The sequence below is a fragment of the Streptomyces sp. Y309 genome, from assembly GCF_056712025.1.
Window position 1 is genome coordinate 5,650,643 of record NZ_CM160048.1, and the last position, 15,912, is coordinate 5,666,554.

Below are 15,912 nucleotides of genomic sequence, written 5' to 3' on the forward strand. Positions count from 1 at the left end.
GTCAGCTCTTCTTGTACGCCTTGGCCGCCGCGTCCTCCAGCGTCCGCTGGGTGCCCGCGACGTTCTTCGGGTTCTTCAGGAAGTCCTGCAGGGCCTTCCACTCGCCCTTGCCGGGCGTGCCGCCGAAGGACTGCGGGGCCTGGTCCGACATGTCGAAGCGGATGTCGTCGCCCGCCTTGATCAGGGCGTCGGCGATGCCGCGCTGTACGTCGTTGGGGTACGCCTTGAGGTCCAGGCTCTTGTTCGGCGACACGAAACCGCCCGCCTCGGCCCAGATCTCGGCGGCGTCGGGGGAGGCCAGGAAGGTCAGCAGGGCCTGCGCGCCCTTGCTGTCCTTCAGCGCGACGGCGGCGTCCCCGCCGACGACGGCGGGAGACTCGTCCCCGACCGCCGGGAACGGGAAGACCTTCGCGTCCGTGCCCACCTTGGCCTTGGTCTCCCCGATGGCGAGCGACACCATGTCGCCCTCGAAGACCATGCCCGCCTTCGGCTGGTCGCCGCCGGTGAAGGTCTGCTTCACGGAGGCGGGGAACTCGGTCTGCAGCGCGCCGTCGGGCCCGCCCGCGATGAACCCCTTCTTCCCGAACAGGTCCCCGAGCGTCGTCAGGGCCGCCTTGACCGAGGGATCCGTCCACTTGATCTTGTGCTGGGCGAGCTGGTCGTACTTCTCGGGGCCGGCCTGCGAGAGGTAGATGTTCTCGAACCAGTCGGTGAGGGTCCACGCCTCCGCGCCGCCGACCGACACCGGCGTGACGCCCGAGTCGTACACCGTCTGCGCCGTCTTCATGAACTCCTTCCAGGTCTTGGGCTCCTGGACCCCGGCGTTCTCGAAGACCTTGGTGTTGTACCAGATCAGCGACTTGTTGGCGGCCTTGAAGTACACCCCGTACTGCTTGCCGTCCACCGCCCCCAGGTCCTTCCACCCCTGGGCGTAGTTCTCGTCGAGCTCCTTCTGCGCCTCCGGACCGACCGGCTTGGCCCACTTGTTGGCCACGGCCTGCTCGATGGCGCCGACCTGCGGGAGCATCGCGACGTCCGGCGGCTGGCCGCCCGCGACCTTCGACTCCAGAAAACTGATGATGGGGTCCTGAGCCGGCACGAAGGACACTTCCGCCCCCGTACGCTTCTCGAACTCGTCCAGGACCTTGAGGAACACCTTCCGCTCGGCGCCGCCCCACACGGCAGCGACGGACACCTTCTCGCCGTCCAGCTTGGGCAGTTGAACGGTGGCCGCGCTCTCCTTGCCGCCACCGCCTGCCTTGTCACCGTCGTCCTTGTCCTTGTCGTCGCCCCCGCAGGCGCTGAGCCCCAGCGCGAGGGCGCCGACGACGGCGACCGTCTTGGCGGCCGCCCCGCGCGCGCGGCGAGCACGGTGTGCATGAGGAGTGCGTGTACGAAGAGTGCTGCGCATCACTGCCCCGTTCTCTTCCTCTACCCGGACTTGGTCCCGTGCGGTCTGTCTACGCCCGCGCGGTCAGGGGCGGCAAGATGGTCAACGGCGTCAAGTCGGTGATCGTGATGGCGTTGTGACGTGCAGTCACCTGGCGTGGGCGCGGGCCACTGCGTGGGGCGGGACTGGGGCGCCCTCCGTCCCCGCCGCTGCGCGGCGGGTTGCTCCCACCCGCCCACCCGTGACTGTGGGACGCGTCTTGCCCGCCACAGCGGTGGTCTGCCGGGTGCGCCTTGCGTTCCCGCCGCTGCGGAGGTCTCCCGGCTGCGCCCTCCGTCCCCGCCGCTGCGCGGCGGATGTCTCCCACCCGCCCGCCCGCTTCCAGTCGGCCGCGGGGTGGGCGTCTCCTGCGAGGGTTGCCCGCCGTCGGCGGCTGCGGCTGCGGTGCCGCGGGGTGGCGAGGGGCCGCAAGGGGTTCCGCTCCCCGCTGTGGGCAGTCGTTCCGTGGGGCGGATCCCGCCCCCAAGACAGTCCCGTCCGCGGCGCCGACATGCGAGGGCAAGCGCACCTACGCCGACGGCCGCCACCCGCTTCCGCTCCCCGCTGTGGGCAGTCGTGCCGCAGGGCGGCTCCCGACCCTTAAAGGCAGCCCAGGCCGACGGCGCCGGGATGTGAGGGGAGGGGCGCAGCTCAGGCCGACGGGGGTGTTTCGGGCGGGGGTCAGGTGGGGTGGGGGCGGTCACCCCGGCCTGGGGTCACAGGAGGGACGGGACCCGCTCGGCAGAGACGGACCGCGCCGCTCGGTCCAGCGCACTGGCCAGCAAGGCCAGATCCGTCGGCCCATTGCCCAGCTCCCGCACGGGCCTCCGCGCCGGCGGATCCCCCATCCGCTCCCACTCAAGCGGCACCACAGTGGGCCGCAACGTCGCCGTCCGCGGAATCCTCCCGGTGACCCGCCCGCCCTGGAAGGCGGCCACCCGCCCGTCGCCCCCCCGCAACACCCCCCGCCCCGGAGCCGGATCCTCCGCCCCGGCGCCCACCGCGTCCAACGCGACCAGCAGCCCGGCCCGCCGCCCGACCTCCGAAGCCCCGGCCCGCTCACTGCGCGCCGCCACCACGAGGTGCACCCCGAGCCGCTCCCCGTCCCGCGCCACCGCCTCCAGGGCCCGCACCACGGACCCGGCCGCAGGCCGCCCGGGCGACCCGAGCGCGGGCGCCAGCAACGCGTCGAAGTCGTCCACGAGCACGACGAGCCGCGCGAGCGGCGGCCCGGGCTCGGCCCGCCCGGCCCCGGCGGGCCGCAGCCGCAACGTGGCACTCGTCGGCGCCTCAAGCTCCGCGTCGGCCGGGGCAGTTGCGTCCACCCGGCCGTCGACACCCGCACCCGCAGCGGCACGCCCCGCCCCGGACGACCGCTGAGCCACCATCCGCCCCGAAACCTCCCGCTGCGTATGCCACTCCGCGAACCCCATCCGCCCGAGCAACTCCGCCCGCCGCTTCAGCTCCGCCGACAACGACTGCGCGAACTCCCGCATCCGGACCGGGTCGTTGGCGGCCAGATGCGTCGTGACATGGGGCAACTCCGTACAGGCCCGCAGCCCGTCCCCCGACCGCTCCCCGGCCCCGGCACCGGCCCCGGCCACGGCGGCACCACCCGCCCCGCCGCCCGTACCGCCGTCCCGCCCGTCGATCAGCACGATCCCGAGCCGGTCGGGCCGCTCCGCCGCCGCGAGGGACGCCGCCACCGAGCGCAGCAACTCCGTGCGCCCACTGCCCGAAGGGCCCTCGACCAGCAGATGCGGCCCGTCCGCCACGAGGTCCACGACGACCGGCCCGCGCGCCCCCGCGCCCAGCACCGCCCAGGCCCGCCCGCCCAGCGCCTGGGCGTCGTCCGCGGCGGCCGCCCACCGCGCCATCAGCGAGGCGGGCGTCGCCCGCGCAAGCCCCAACTCGTCCAGGAGCCGCGCCGCTTGGGGCAGTGGAACCGCCACGCGCGCGTGCCCGGCCCCGCCCACCGCGTCGGGCCGCAGCGGCGCGAGCGCCCGCGCGAACCGCTGCGCCCACGCCGCCGACACCGCGTCCACCACGGCCACCGTGCCGTGCCCCGCCGGCCGGCCGTCCGCCGTGCGCAGCACCCGCAGGGCCGTCGCCACGTCCCCGCTGAGCAGCGCCGCCGCCCCGCACGCGCGGAACGCGGGCGACACCTCGCACGCCGCCTCGTACGTATCCGTCACCGGCGACGCGGGCGAGGCCGCCGCCGTCTCGGCGAGGCACACCACATGGATCCCGGCCCGCGCCCCCTCCCGCGCGAGCCGCACGGCCGCCTCCCGCAGTCCGGCCGAGCCGGGGTCGCCGTCCACGACCACCACCGTGCGCGGCCCTGCCGCCGCCCCCTCCGGTGAGCCGTCCAACTGCCCCACGGAGAAGCCCCGTTCACCGGATTCCGGCTCGTCCAGGCGGCGCAGCAGCTCGCCCGTGCGGGCCGCCGCCTGGTCGCGGTCGTAGGCGAGCAGCAGGCGGCAGTCCTGGCCGTGGCCCGGCCGCACGTGCGGCAGCCAGCCGAGCCAGGCCCACTCGTCGGCCCGCTCCCGCGGCGTACGCGTACGCTCCGTGCTGATCAGGACGATCTCCAGGGCGGCGGGCGAGTGCAGCGCGGCCAACTGCGCGAGCACCGACCTGGCCAGGCCCGCGAGCCGGTCACGGGGGCCGGCGAGCCCGAGCGCCCCCGCCTCCCGCAGGCTCACCGTCACGGGCACGGCGGGCAGCAGCCCGGCCGCGGCGGCCCGGTCCACCGTGCCGAGCCGCACGGCCAGCGCCTCCGGGTGCCCGGGGCCGCGCTCCCAGAGCCGCGTGCCCGGGCCGAGCGCCGTCAGGAGCAGCGCCGCCGCGTCGGGCCACGCCTCGGGCACGCGCGCGCCCGCGTCGGCCGCACCTTCGGCCCCGCCGGGCTGCCCGCCCTCGTACGCCGCCACGTCCCGGGGCCCGTCGTACGTCTCGTCGTACGCCGCGTGCTCCCGCTCCGCCTCCTCGCCCCGCCCACCGGCCAGCCGCCGCGCCCACGCCGAAAGCCCACCGCGCTTGCGCAGCCCCCGCGGCACGGAGGTACCCCGCGGCGGCGTGCCCGCCCGATGCCGCTCCATCTCGGGCACCCCGCCCTGCTGCGGCACGACGGCCGCCTCGGAGGAGTGAGAGATGTTCGGGGTGTGCGGGTCGTTCGGGGCTTGTGGGTCGTGTGCGTTGTGTGGGAATTGCTGGGGTTGTTGGGTATGGGGCGCCTGCTGGGCCTGCGGAGCTTGTTGGTCGTGCGGTGCTTGTTGATCGTGCGGTGCTTGTTGATCGTGTGGTGCTTGTGGGGCGTGCGGCGCCTGTTGGGCCTGCGGAGCTTGTTGGGTGTGTGGGGAGTGCGGGTCCTGAGGGGTCTGTACGGAATTAGGGGAATGTGGGGCTCGTGCGGCTGGTGAGTTCCCTGAGCCTCCGGGGGCTTTGGGGCCTGCCGGAGTTACCGGGCCTGCCGGAGCATCCGGGGCTCCCGGAACCGCCGGGGCTACGGGAGCCTGCGGGACGCCAGGGCCTGCCGGAGCCGTTAGGTCGCCCTGACTGCCCTGACTGCCCTGACTGCCCTGACTGCCCTGACTGCCCTGTCTGACCGGGCCGACCTGGCCTCCCGGGCCCCCTTGGCCTTCCGACCCGCCGGGACCCACGCCACTGCCCCCGGCAGCACCCCAGTCCGCCGATCCGTACGCGTGCTGTGTCCACCTGCCCAGGGGCTGCTGGAACCCCTGGGCCGGAACCCCAGGACCACCTGCGGTGCGGGGACCCCCGGACCCACCCGGAGCACCGGCACCGTCCGGAACACCCGGACCGCCTCGCCTGCTCAGGGCACCTGGGGCACCCGGATCGTCGGGCCCGCCCGTAGCACCGGAACCGCCGGGCCCACCGGGAGCACCCGGACCGTCGGGCCCGTCACGCCTGCCCGACACCCCCGGAGCGCCCACAGCACCGGCCCTGTCCACTACACCGGAACCGCCGGGCCTGCCAGCCCCCTCCGGACCGCCAGAGCTCTCCGACCCTCTGGAGCCCCCCGGCCCCCCAAAACCACCTGACCCTGCAGAACTCCCCGGCCCTCCGGAACCACCTGACCCCGCAGAACCCGCAGAACCCGCAGAACCCCCCGACCCCCCAGAACCACCGACCCCCGCGGCCAACCCCACACCCGGCCCGCTGGCCACCCCCTGACCCGACGCACCAGCACCAGCCCCAGCCCCGCCCAGACCAGGACCACCCCCCACCTCGCCCCCAGCCGCCCCGCCGGACACGCCCCCCGCGCGCAGCCCGGGCACGTCGCCCGCCCGCGCCGGGGCACCCTCACCCGCCCCCGCGTCAGCGACCCGCACCCGCACATGGCCCTCCCCGTCGGGAGCGCTCGGCAGCGGGGCCTCCGGGGCGGTGCCGGTGGTCAGGCGGAGCACGGACTCGCCGATGCGCAGCAGGGAGCCGGAGGCGAGGCGGACGGGGCGGTCGGTGACCGTGCGGCCGTCGACCGTCGTGCCGTTCGTGGAGCCCAGGTCCGTGACCGTGACGCGGCCGTCCGGGTCCAGGGTGACGGCGCAGTGCAGCCGGGAGACGTCCGGGTCGTCCAGGGGCACGTCGGCCTGGGCGGAGCGGCCGACGCGGATCTGGCCGCCGTGCAGCAGGTGCACACCGCCCGCGTCGGGTCCCGCGACCACGTGCAGCCGGGTGGCGGCGTCGGCCAGCTCGGGTCCTGGCTCGGCGGGGGTGCCGACGGACAGCACGGCGCCGTCGACCAGGGGCGGCTCGCCGAGTGTGCAGCGCTGGAGGTCGAGGCGGTCGGACTGCGCGTACAACACGGCGGGGCCGTCGCCTGCGGCGACAGTCGCGGCCAGGCCGGAGGCGACCGCGGCGAGCGCGGTTCCGGCGGGGGCGGTGACCAGCACGTCGCAGGCCGCCGCGGGGCGTCCCCCCGGCTCGGTCTGGCCGCCACGCGGCCCGAGGACGGTCAGCCGGATCTGCATCGCCGTCAGCGGTCCCTTCTGCGCTGGGCGCCCGGCACGGGGACTCGCGCTGTGATTCCCCCCACCGCACACGGGCACGTCGGCCAGTACGGACAGCATCCTCGCACCTGCCACTGACAACACGCCCGCCACCCACCCGTAAGTGATCTTGATTGGTCGGCTCTGCTCGGAAAAGTGCCCGCAAAGTGCCTGCTCGGACCGATGTGGACGGTCATGGCCAGGAGAGTGCTTCCGTGCGGCGCGGGAGGGTGCTTTCGTACGGCGCAGGAGAGTGCGCAGGGGAGCGCTTTCGTACGGTGCGGAGCGTGCTTTCGTACAACGCGGGAATCCGCCCCGTACAACGCGAGAATCCGCCCCGTGCGGCGGGAGCGCGCGAACGTACGCGGGGACCAGAGTCCGTTTTCGGGCCCGCCCCGGCCGCCTCGGCAACCAACCGCGCTGGTCGAGCGTCTTCCCTCCGAACAAAGGTCCGCAACGTGGCCGGTTCCGGCCGTCGGTGGGCGCAAGATCGTCGGCCGGTGCCCCGTTCAGCGGCACTACAGTGGGTCGGAACGCCGTGTCGGCGGAAGAGCCAGATCAGATTCAGACCAGCCAGATCAGCAGGGAGCGCATGACGTGCGGCCGGTAGGCAGCAAGTACCTGCTCGAGGAGCCGCTCGGGCGCGGCGCCACGGGCACCGTCTGGCGAGCCCGCCAGCGGGAGACCGCGGGCGCCGAAGCGGCCGTCCCCGGCCAGCCCGGCGAGACCGTCGCGATCAAGGTCCTCAAGGAGGAGCTCGCCAACGACCCGGACGTGGTGATGCGCTTCCTGAGGGAGCGCTCCGTCCTGCTCAGGCTGACGCACCCGAACATCGTGCGCACCCGCGACTTGGTCGTCGAGGGCGACCTGCTGGCGCTGGTGATGGACCTGATCGAGGGTCCGGACCTGCACAAGTACCTGAGGGACAACGGCCCGTTCACGCCGGCCGCGGCGGCCCTGCTGACCGCCCAGATCGCCGACGCGCTGGCCGCGAGCCACGCCGACGGCGTCGTGCACCGCGACCTGAAGCCCGCGAACGTCCTGGTCAAGCAGGATGCCGAGGGCATGCACCCGATGCTCACGGACTTCGGCATCGCCCGCCTCGCCGACTCCCCGGGCCTGACCCGCACCCAGGAGTTCGTCGGCACGCCCGCGTACGTCGCGCCGGAGTCCGCCGAGGGCCGCCCGCAGACGAGCGCCGTCGACATCTACGGAGCGGGCATCCTGCTGTACGAGCTGGTCACGGGCCGGCCGCCGTTCTCCGGGGGCTCCGCCCTCGAAGTCCTGCACCAGCACCTGAGCGCCGAGCCGCGCCGCCCCTCGACCGTCCCGGACCCGCTGTGGACGGTCATCGAGCGCTGCCTGAGCAAGGACCCGGACCGCCGCCCGAGCGCCGAGAACCTGGCGCGCGGCCTGCGCGCCGTCGCCGACGGCATCGGTGTGCACGCGAACGCCGCGCAGATCGCCGCCGCCGAGGGCGTCGCCGCGCTGCTCGCGCCGGACCCGGCCCCCGCGCCGGTGCCGGACACCCCGGGCGCGGCCGACCCCACCCAGGTCCTGCCGACCAACGCGGGCGGGTACGACCCGCACGCCGCCACCAGCGTCATGCCCAACACCGGCGGCCCCCAGGGCCCGAACGCCGACCCCACGGCCGTCATGCCGCCGGTGGGCCACAACCAGGGCGGTAACCCGGACGAGCCGCACCCCTGGCAGAACCAGATGCGCGCGGCCCGCGACCGCAACGACCAGACCCAGGTGCAGTACCTGGACCCGAGCCAGGACCCGCTGCGCCGCCGCCCGCAGCGCCAGGTGGCCCGCCCGCAGCAGCAGCCCCAGCAGCCGCAGCCGTACGCCCCGCAGCACCAGCCGCAGCCGTACCAGCCGCCCATGCAGCCGCAGCGGCAGATGCAGCCCCAGCAGCCGCAGCACCCCCAGCCGTACGCGCCCCCGCAGCAGCCCGCCCCGCCGCAGCCCGCGCCGCCCGCCCCGCGCCAGCGCCGCCGCGACAACCCGAACCGGACCCGGATCCCCGGCCTCGGCTGCCTCAAGGGCTGCCTGGTCGTGCTCGTGATCCTGTTCGTCGCGAGCTGGCTGGTCTGGGAGCTGAGCCCGCTCCAGGACTGGATCGGCACGACGAAGGGCTACTGGGAGCAGATCAAGGACGTCTACAACACCGTCTCCGACTGGATGGGCAAGGTCGGCGGATGACGCCCGGCCGGGTGCGGGAGCCGCACCCGGCCCACTCTGTGGATTTGTCGACTCCCGCGGGGTGATTTCCCCTGCGGATGTGATGGTTGGCGCCCTGGCCGCGTAGTTTTGGGCCAACACACATCCGTAGGAGCAGTCTTGGGACGGAAGATCGGCAGCCGGTACACGGCCCACCAGATTCTGGGACGGGGCAGTGCCGGCACGGTGTGGCTCGGCGAGGGACCCGAAGGGCCGGTCGCCATCAAGCTGCTGCGCGAGGACCTGGCCTCCGACCAGGAGCTCGTCGGCCGCTTCGTCCAGGAGCGCACGGCACTGCTCAGCCTCGACCACGCGCGCGTGGTGGGCGTCCACGACCTGGTGGTGGACGGCAACGACCTCGCGCTCGTGATGGATCTCGTACGCGGCACGGATCTGCGCACCCGCCTGGAGCGCGAGCGGCGGCTCGCCCCCGAGGCCGCCGTCGCGATCGTCGCGGACGTCGCGGACGCCCTCGCCGCGGCGCACGCCGCCGGGATCGTGCACCGCGACGTGAAGCCCGAGAACGTCCTCCTCGACATGCAGGGCCCCCTCGGCCCCGGCGGGGCGCACCCGGCCCTGCTCACCGACTTCGGGGTGGCCAAGCTCATCGACTCGCCGCGCCGCACCCGCGCGACGAAGATCATCGGCACGCCGGACTATCTGGCCCCCGAGATCATCGAGGGGCTGCCCCCGCGCGCGGCCGTCGACATCTACGCCCTCGCCACCGTCCTGTACGAGCTGCTCGCGGGCTTCACGCCGTTCGGCGGCGGCCACCCCGGGGCGGTCCTTCGGCGCCACGTCACCGAGACCGTGGTGCCGCTCCCCGGCATCCCGGACGAGCTCTGGCAGCTCATGGTCCAGTGCCTGGCCAAGGCCCCGGCCTCCCGCCTGCGCGCCTCCGAGCTGGCCGACCGGCTGCGGGAGCAGCTGCCGCTGCTCGCGGGCATGCCGCCGCTGGACGTCGACGAACCGGAGTCGGAGTCCGCGGCCGACGAGGCGTACGAGGAGACGGCGCCGGAGCCGCGCGAGAAGGCCCCGCGGCGGGGCGCCGTGCCGCTGGTGCCCGGGGCCACGCCCGCGGACGCCAACCGGGACACGCACACGTCCATGCGCGTGCCCGCCCCCGACGAGCTGGCCGGGGGCGCCAGGGGGACGGCGCGAGCCCCGCGCACCACGGGCGCCGTCCGCCCCGGCTCGGCCCGGCACCGGTCCTCGGCACGGCGGCGCAGGATCACGCTCGGCGTGGCGGGGGTCGTCCTCGCCGCGGCGGTGGGAGCGGGCGCCTGGTACGCGACGACGGGCGACGACGCCGACCCGGCACCCCCCGACAACAACAATTCGGCGCCCCCGGCCCCGTGAATCAGCCTGTCCGGCGTTTGAGGACGAGGCGCGAAGCGCCGAAAGGGGGGAAAGGGGCGCAGCCCCATGAGCCCAGGCGCGAGGCGAGCCCACGGCACGGGGGAAGACCGGTTGCCGCAGCCGTTACGCTGGGGGTGTGGCAGTCGTCGATGTATCCGAAGAGCTCAAGTCCCTCTCCTCGACCATGGAGTCGATCGAGGCCGTCCTGGACCTCGACAAGCTGAGGGCAGACATCGCCGTGCTCGAGGAGCAGGCGGCGGCGCCGTCCCTCTGGGACGACCCGGACGAAGCGCAGAAGATCACCAGCAAGCTGAGCCACCTCCAGGCGGAGGTCAGGAAGGCCGAGGCGCTGCGCGGGCGGATCGACGACCTGGGCGTGCTCTTCGAGATGGCCGAGGAGGAGGACGACCCGGACACCCGCGCGGAGGCCGAGTCCGAGCTCACCGCGGTCAAGAAGGCGCTGGTCGAGATGGAGGTCCGCACCCTCCTCTCCGGGGAGTACGACGCGCGTGAGGCCGTCGTCACCATCCGCGCCGAGGCCGGCGGCGTAGACGCCTCCGACTTCGCCGAGAAGCTCCAGCGGATGTACCTGCGCTGGGCGGAGCGCCACGGCTACAAGACCGAGCTCTACGAGACGTCGTACGCGGAAGAGGCCGGCATCAAGTCGACCACCTTCGCCGTCCAGGCCCCGTATTCGTACGGCACGCTCTCCGTGGAGCAGGGCACGCACCGCCTGGTGCGCATCTCGCCGTTCGACAACCAGGGCCGCCGCCAGACGTCCTTCGCGGGCGTCGAGATCCTCCCTGTCGTCGAGCAGACCGACCACATCGAGATCGACGAGTCCGAGCTGCGCGTGGACGTGTACCGCTCCTCGGGCCCCGGCGGCCAGGGCGTGAACACGACGGACTCCGCGGTCCGCCTGACGCACATCCCGACGGGCATCGTCGTCTCCTGCCAGAACGAGCGCTCGCAGATCCAGAACAAGGCGACCGCGATGAACGTCCTCCAGGCGAAGCTCCTCGAGCGCCGCCGCCAGGAGGAGCAGGCGAAGATGAACGCCCTCAAGGGCGACGGCGGCAACTCCTGGGGCAACCAGATGCGTTCGTACGTCCTGCACCCGTACCAGATGGTGAAGGACCTGCGCACCGAGTTCGAAGTCGGCAACCCCGAGGCCGTGTTCAACGGCGAGATCGACGGCTTCCTCGAGGCCGGAATTCGCTGGCGCAAGCAGCAGGAGAAGTAATTTCGGCGCTAAGTCGACAAAGCTGAGCGAGGCAACTGTCGCCCTCCGGGCGGCAGTTGCCTTTGTTTATGGGCCTTCCCGGGCCTCCTGTGGGCTTGTTGCGCCTTTTACGTCACAGTCACATGTCCGTACGTCGGTCAACTGACCCCATAACGGGCATCGCGCCCGCAACGACCTTGACGGTGCTTCGAAAACTGGAAAAGCTAGCGAGCGGCATGCGTATCTCTGGGACGCGTGTGATCCGGGGGGCCGATCGCGAGCCACCCCGTGACCGCGATCCGGGGCGCTGCCTCACTGACGATTCAGCTACTGGGGGTAGCAGCCAGATGACGAAGAAGACGCGGATCCGTGTCGCGCGGATCGCCGCCGGCGCGGTGATCGCCGCCGGCGCCTCGCTGACCGCCGCCGGCGCCGCCTCGGCCCTGGACGTCGGCGTCGACCTCGGCGGGACGGGCGCGAGCGCCTCCGCCGACGAGAACGGCATCGGCGTCGACGTCGACCTGCCGGGCGGTGGCGACGAGACCGAGGACCCGGAGGAGCCCACCAACCCGCCGGAGCCGACCGACGAGCCCACCGAGCCGACGGACCCGCCCACGGAGCCGACGGACCCGCCGACCGAGCCCACCGACCCGCCCACGGAGCCGACGGACCCGCCCACCGAGCCCACGGACCCGCCGACCGAGCCGACGGACCCGCCCACGGAGCCGACGGACCAGCCGTCCGACCCGGGTGACGACGACAACAACGGCACCGGCGGCGGCAGCGGCGGCAACGACACCGACCCCGACGGCGGCTCCGGCCCGGCCGAGCAGGGCGGCAAGGACAGCCTGACCGACACCGGCTCCAAGCCGGTCGACCAGGTCGCCGACAACGGCAGCGGCAAGAACGACGGCGAGCTCGCCGAGACGGGTGCCGCCGAGACCACCTTCCTGATCATCGGTGCCGCCACCATGATCGCCGGTGGCGTCGGCTTCCGCTTCCTGCCGCGCCTGGTCGGCAACCGCGGCGCAGCGGCCTGACCTGACGGTCACCCGCCTGCAACGTAGTGTTACGGCGACGTACGCAACGTAACGAGCGGCGTCGAAGGCGACAGAAAGGCCCGGAGCCTCACCGGCTCCGGGCCTTTCCGCGTACCGCTTCGTACGTACGCGTCCGTTGACGGGCTGCCTGCCCGGAAGCTCCTGCTCCGGCGCCTCAGGGGCCGGTTCCGGCCCAGTGCCCAACGACTACGCCGTCTGGTGTGCCAGCAGGGCCATCGCCATGATCAGCACAAGCAGCAGCCCTATCAGGGCGGCAGGGCTGAGGCCGCCGAAGGGGCCCTCGTGCTGCATCCGCTCCCGGCTGGCCCGGCACACGGGGCAGCGGCCCTCGCTCACAGGCGCCGCGCAGTTCGCGCACACCAACCTGTCATAGGTCATGCGCTTCTCCTCCCGCACAGTCTCAGCCTGCCCAACGCTCGGGGAACCTCAACCGTTCCCCCTACCACTGTGCCAGCTTCCACGGAATTCGGCGCGGCCCACCGTCCCGCACCCCTTTTGTGCGGAGTCGGATCCGCAACAAACCGCGCAACTCAGGACGCCGACTGCGCGGCCCCACCCGGTTCGCGTATGGTCACGCTCACCTACCCCCGGCTACCCGTGGTGCATCCGTGATCCGATTCGACAACGTCTCCAAGGCCTATCCGAAGCAGAACCGCCCAGCCCTCCGCGATGTGTCGCTGGAGATCGAAAAGGGCGAGTTCGTCTTCCTGGTGGGGTCATCCGGCTCCGGAAAGTCCACCTTCCTGCGGCTGATCCTCCGCGAGGAGCGCACCAGCCACGGCCAGGTGCACGTCCTGGGCAAGGACCTGGCCCGGCTCTCCAACTGGAAGGTGCCGCACATGCGCCGCCAGCTCGGGACCGTCTTCCAGGACTTCCGTCTGCTGCCGAACAAGACCGTCGCCGAGAACGTGGCCTTCGCGCAGGAGGTCATCGGCAAGTCGCGCGGCGAGATCCGCAAGTCCGTGCCCCAGGTCCTCGACCTCGTCGGCCTCGGCGGCAAGGAGGACCGGATGCCCGGCGAGCTCTCCGGCGGTGAGCAGCAGCGCGTGGCCATCGCCCGCGCCTTCGTCAACCGGCCGAAGCTGCTGATCGCGGACGAGCCGACGGGCAACCTCGACCCGCAGACGTCGGTCGGCATCATGAAGCTGCTCGACCGCATCAACCGGACCGGCACCACCGTCGTGATGGCCACCCACGACCAGCAGATCGTGGACCAGATGCGCAAGCGTGTCATCGAGCTGGAGAAGGGCCGCCTGGTCCGCGACCAGTCCCGCGGCGTCTACGGCTACCAGCACTGACCCGGACGCCGGCGCCTGCCATGGCCGCCGGCGTTCCGCTCCCGTGCCTGCACCCTCCGCTCCACCTGATCCACTGAAAGGCCGCCATGCGCGCCCAGTTCGTCCTGTCGGAGATCGGCGTCGGTCTCCGCCGCAATCTCACGATGACCTTCGCGGTCATCGTCTCCGTAGCGCTCTCGCTCGCCCTCTTCGGCGGCTCGCTGCTCATGCGCGACCAGGTGAGCACGATGAAGGGCTACTGGTACGACAAGGTCAACGTCTCGATCTTCCTGTGCAACAAGGCGGACGCCGAGCAGGACCCCAAGTGCGCCAAGGGCGCCGTCACGAACGAGCAGAAGACGCAGATCCTCGCCGATCTGAAGAAGATGCCGGTCGTCGACACCGTCCAGCACGAGACGGCGGACCAGGCGTACAAGCACTACAAGGAGCAGTTCGGCGACTCCCCGCTGTCCAGCTCGCTGACGCCGGACCAGATGCAGGAGTCGTACCGCATCAAGCTGAAGGACCCGGAGAAGTACCAGGTGGTCGCGACCGCCTTCTCCGGACGGGACGGCGTGCAGTCCGTGGAGGACCAGAAGGGCGTCCTGGACAACCTCTTCGAGCTCCTCAACGGCATGAACTGGGCGGCGCTGGCGGTGATGGCGCTCATGCTCGTCGTCGCGCTGATGCTGATCGTCAACACGGTGCGCGTCTCGGCGTTCAGCCGTCGACGTGAAACCGGGATCATGCGGCTGGTCGGCGCGTCCAGCTTCTACATCCAGATGCCGTTCATCCTGGAGGCGGCCGTCGCCGGTCTGATCGGCGGCGGGCTGGCGTGCGGATTCCTGCTCCTGGGCCGGTACTTCATCATCGACCACGGCCTGATGCTGTCCGAGAAGCTCAACCTGATCAACTTCATCGGCTGGGACGCGGTGCTCGCCAAGCTGCCGCTCGTGCTCGCCATCGGCCTCCTCATGCCCGCGCTGGCCGCCTTCTTCGCCCTGCGCAAGTACCTGAAGGTGTGAGGCGAGAGGCATCTCCCGGTCCTCAGGGTGTGAGGAGTGCCTCGGGCGCCGTGCGGTCAACCGGCCGTGCGGCGCCCCTCGTTGTCCTAGACTCACCGACATGTCAGGCCCCGACCGGCTCACCGAGCCCCGCCGCATCCGCCGCGGGGCGGCCCTGACATTGGTTTTCGCGAGCGTCCTCGCCACCGGCGCGGCCACCGGCTCCTGGACCGAGAACGCGACGGAAGGCCGGAATCCGGCGGCCCCGTCCACCCGCGCCGTCGCCTCCTCCCGGGACAGCGACCGCGACCGGGACCCCGCCGAGGAAGCCGCCGACGCCGCCGCCGAGGCGATGGCCGACGGCAAGTCCGGCAAGGAGGCCGCCGAGAACGTCGTCAGCCGCAGCGGCGACCGCTGGGCGTCGGTCTACTCCCAGGGGGAGTATCGGGAGTTCGAGCAGTCCCTCGACGGCGCCTACACCGGAGTCGGCCTGTGGGCCAGGCGCGCCGCCGACGGCAAGATCGAGGTGTCCCGCGTGCAGCGCGGCGGACCGGCGGAGCGAGCGGGCATCCGCGAGGGCGACGAGCTCACCGCCATCGACGGCAAGAACGCCACCGGCCGCCCCGTCACGGACGTCGTGGCCCTGCTGCGCGGCGACCGCGAGAACACCCCGGTCACCCTCGGCCTGAAGCGCGGCACGCGCGCGTGGACCGAGACCCTGCGCCGCGCCCGCCTCTCGACGGACTCCGTGACCGTCACCCGGCTCCCCGGCGGCGCCGTGATGATCAAGGTCGTGGCGTTCACGAAGGGCTCCGGCAAGGCCGTACGGGACGCGGTGCGCAGCGCCCCCGAGGGCGCCGGCGTCCTCCTGGACCTGCGCGGCAACTCCGGCGGCCTGGTCTCCGAGGCCACCACGGCCTCCTCCGCCATCCTGGACGGCGGCCTCGTGGCGACGTACGACGTACGAGGCGCGCAGCGCGCCCTGCACGCCAAGCAGGGCGGCGACACCAGGAGACCCGTGGTCGCGCTCGTCGACGGCGGCACGATGAGCGCGGCCGAGCTGCTCACCGGGGCCCTCCAGGACCGCGGCCGCGCGGTCGTCGTGGGCTCCAGGACGTTCGGCAAGGGCTCGGTGCAGATGCCGAGCAAGCTGCCCGACGGCTCCGTCGCCGAGCTGACGGTCGGGCACTACCGCACCCCTTCGGGGAAGGCGGTCGACGGCCGGGGCATCACCCCGGACCTGGAGGTGGAGGACGGCGCCCAGGAGCGGGCCGAGACAGTATTGACTGGCCTCGGACCCCCCTCGTAGTGCGAAAATGGGC

10 protein-coding genes and 1 pseudogene are annotated in these 15,912 nt (G+C 72.9%); 7 read left to right on the forward strand and 4 right to left on the reverse strand.

From position 1 onward, the window contains the following. Position 1: 1 nt before the first annotated feature. From AC0KTA_RS23085 to AC0KTA_RS23095, 3 genes and pseudogenes are all read right to left on the reverse strand, one after another. Positions 2 to 1,411: an ABC transporter substrate-binding protein gene (locus AC0KTA_RS23085; RefSeq protein ID WP_481050130.1), complete on the reverse strand. Its 1,410-nt coding sequence runs from the start codon at positions 1,409 to 1,411 to the stop codon at positions 2 to 4. Positions 1,412 to 2,145: 734 nt separating this feature from the next. Continuing rightward, the gene (locus AC0KTA_RS23090) at positions 2,146 to 4,557 is read right to left on the reverse strand and encodes an FtsK/SpoIIIE domain-containing protein (RefSeq protein ID WP_481056528.1); all 2,412 of its coding nucleotides are present in this window, start codon (positions 4,555 to 4,557) and stop codon (positions 2,146 to 2,148) included. Between the two features lie 1,044 nt (positions 4,558 to 5,601). Beyond that, positions 5,602 to 6,423: pseudogene (locus tag AC0KTA_RS23095) on the reverse strand (FHA domain-containing protein); the annotation flags it as partial. Positions 6,424 to 7,038: 615 nt separating this feature from the next. Between AC0KTA_RS23095 and AC0KTA_RS23100 the strand changes: the two are divergent. From AC0KTA_RS23100 to AC0KTA_RS23115, 4 genes are all read left to right on the forward strand, one after another. Further along, complete coding sequence (locus tag AC0KTA_RS23100; protein ID WP_481050131.1) at positions 7,039 to 8,649, forward strand: serine/threonine-protein kinase; 1,611 nt, start codon at positions 7,039 to 7,041, stop codon at positions 8,647 to 8,649. Positions 8,650 to 8,787: 138 nt separating this feature from the next. Then, positions 8,788 to 10,026: a serine/threonine-protein kinase gene (locus AC0KTA_RS23105; RefSeq protein ID WP_481050132.1), complete on the forward strand. Its 1,239-nt coding sequence runs from the start codon at positions 8,788 to 8,790 to the stop codon at positions 10,024 to 10,026. A gap of 136 nt (positions 10,027 to 10,162) precedes the next feature. Then, positions 10,163 to 11,269 carry a peptide chain release factor 2 gene (gene prfB, locus AC0KTA_RS23110; protein WP_481050133.1) on the forward strand — a complete coding sequence of 369 codons (1,107 nt, stop codon included), beginning with the start codon at positions 10,163 to 10,165 and terminating at the stop codon, positions 11,267 to 11,269. A 326-nt stretch (positions 11,270 to 11,595) separates the two neighbouring features. Further along, positions 11,596 to 12,288 (forward strand): hypothetical protein, encoded by a 693-nt coding sequence (locus AC0KTA_RS23115; protein WP_481050134.1) that lies wholly within the window; start codon positions 11,596 to 11,598, stop codon positions 12,286 to 12,288. Between the two features lie 207 nt (positions 12,289 to 12,495). Here the strand turns inward: AC0KTA_RS23115 and AC0KTA_RS23120 are convergent, their stop codons facing one another. After that, positions 12,496 to 12,687 (reverse strand): hypothetical protein, encoded by a 192-nt coding sequence (locus AC0KTA_RS23120; protein WP_481050135.1) that lies wholly within the window; start codon positions 12,685 to 12,687, stop codon positions 12,496 to 12,498. A gap of 230 nt (positions 12,688 to 12,917) precedes the next feature. Here AC0KTA_RS23120 and ftsE point away from each other — a divergent pair, with 230 nt between their 5' ends. The 3 genes from ftsE to AC0KTA_RS23135 all read left to right on the forward strand — a co-directional run bounded on the left by ftsE (position 12,918) and on the right by AC0KTA_RS23135 (position 15,899). Beyond that, positions 12,918 to 13,607 carry a cell division ATP-binding protein FtsE gene (gene ftsE, locus AC0KTA_RS23125; RefSeq protein ID WP_016644946.1) on the forward strand — a complete coding sequence of 230 codons (690 nt, stop codon included), beginning with the start codon at positions 12,918 to 12,920 and terminating at the stop codon, positions 13,605 to 13,607. A gap of 86 nt (positions 13,608 to 13,693) precedes the next feature. Beyond that, positions 13,694 to 14,611, forward strand: coding sequence for a permease-like cell division protein FtsX (ftsX, locus tag AC0KTA_RS23130; RefSeq protein ID WP_481050136.1), 918 nt, complete (start codon positions 13,694 to 13,696; stop codon positions 14,609 to 14,611). Between the two features lie 100 nt (positions 14,612 to 14,711). Then, positions 14,712 to 15,899 (forward strand): S41 family peptidase, encoded by a 1,188-nt coding sequence (locus AC0KTA_RS23135; protein WP_481050137.1) that lies wholly within the window; start codon positions 14,712 to 14,714, stop codon positions 15,897 to 15,899. The last annotated feature ends 13 nt before the right edge of the window (positions 15,900 to 15,912 follow it).

Bases quoted from the DNA above. Each gene is read 5' to 3' on its own strand.
- AC0KTA_RS23120 (WP_481050135.1), bottom strand. From the start codon at position 12,687: ATGACCTATGACAGGTTGGTGTGCGCGAACTGCGCGGCGCCTGTGAGC.
- ftsX (WP_481050136.1), top strand. From the start codon at position 13,694: ATGCGCGCCCAGTTCGTCCTGTCGGAGATCGGCGTCGGTCTCCGCCGC.
- AC0KTA_RS23085 (WP_481050130.1), bottom strand. From the start codon at position 1,411: ATGCGCAGCACTCTTCGTACACGCACTCCTCATGCACACCGTGCTCGC.
- AC0KTA_RS23135 (WP_481050137.1), top strand. From the start codon at position 14,712: ATGTCAGGCCCCGACCGGCTCACCGAGCCCCGCCGCATCCGCCGCGGG.
- AC0KTA_RS23115 (WP_481050134.1), top strand. From the start codon at position 11,596: ATGACGAAGAAGACGCGGATCCGTGTCGCGCGGATCGCCGCCGGCGCG.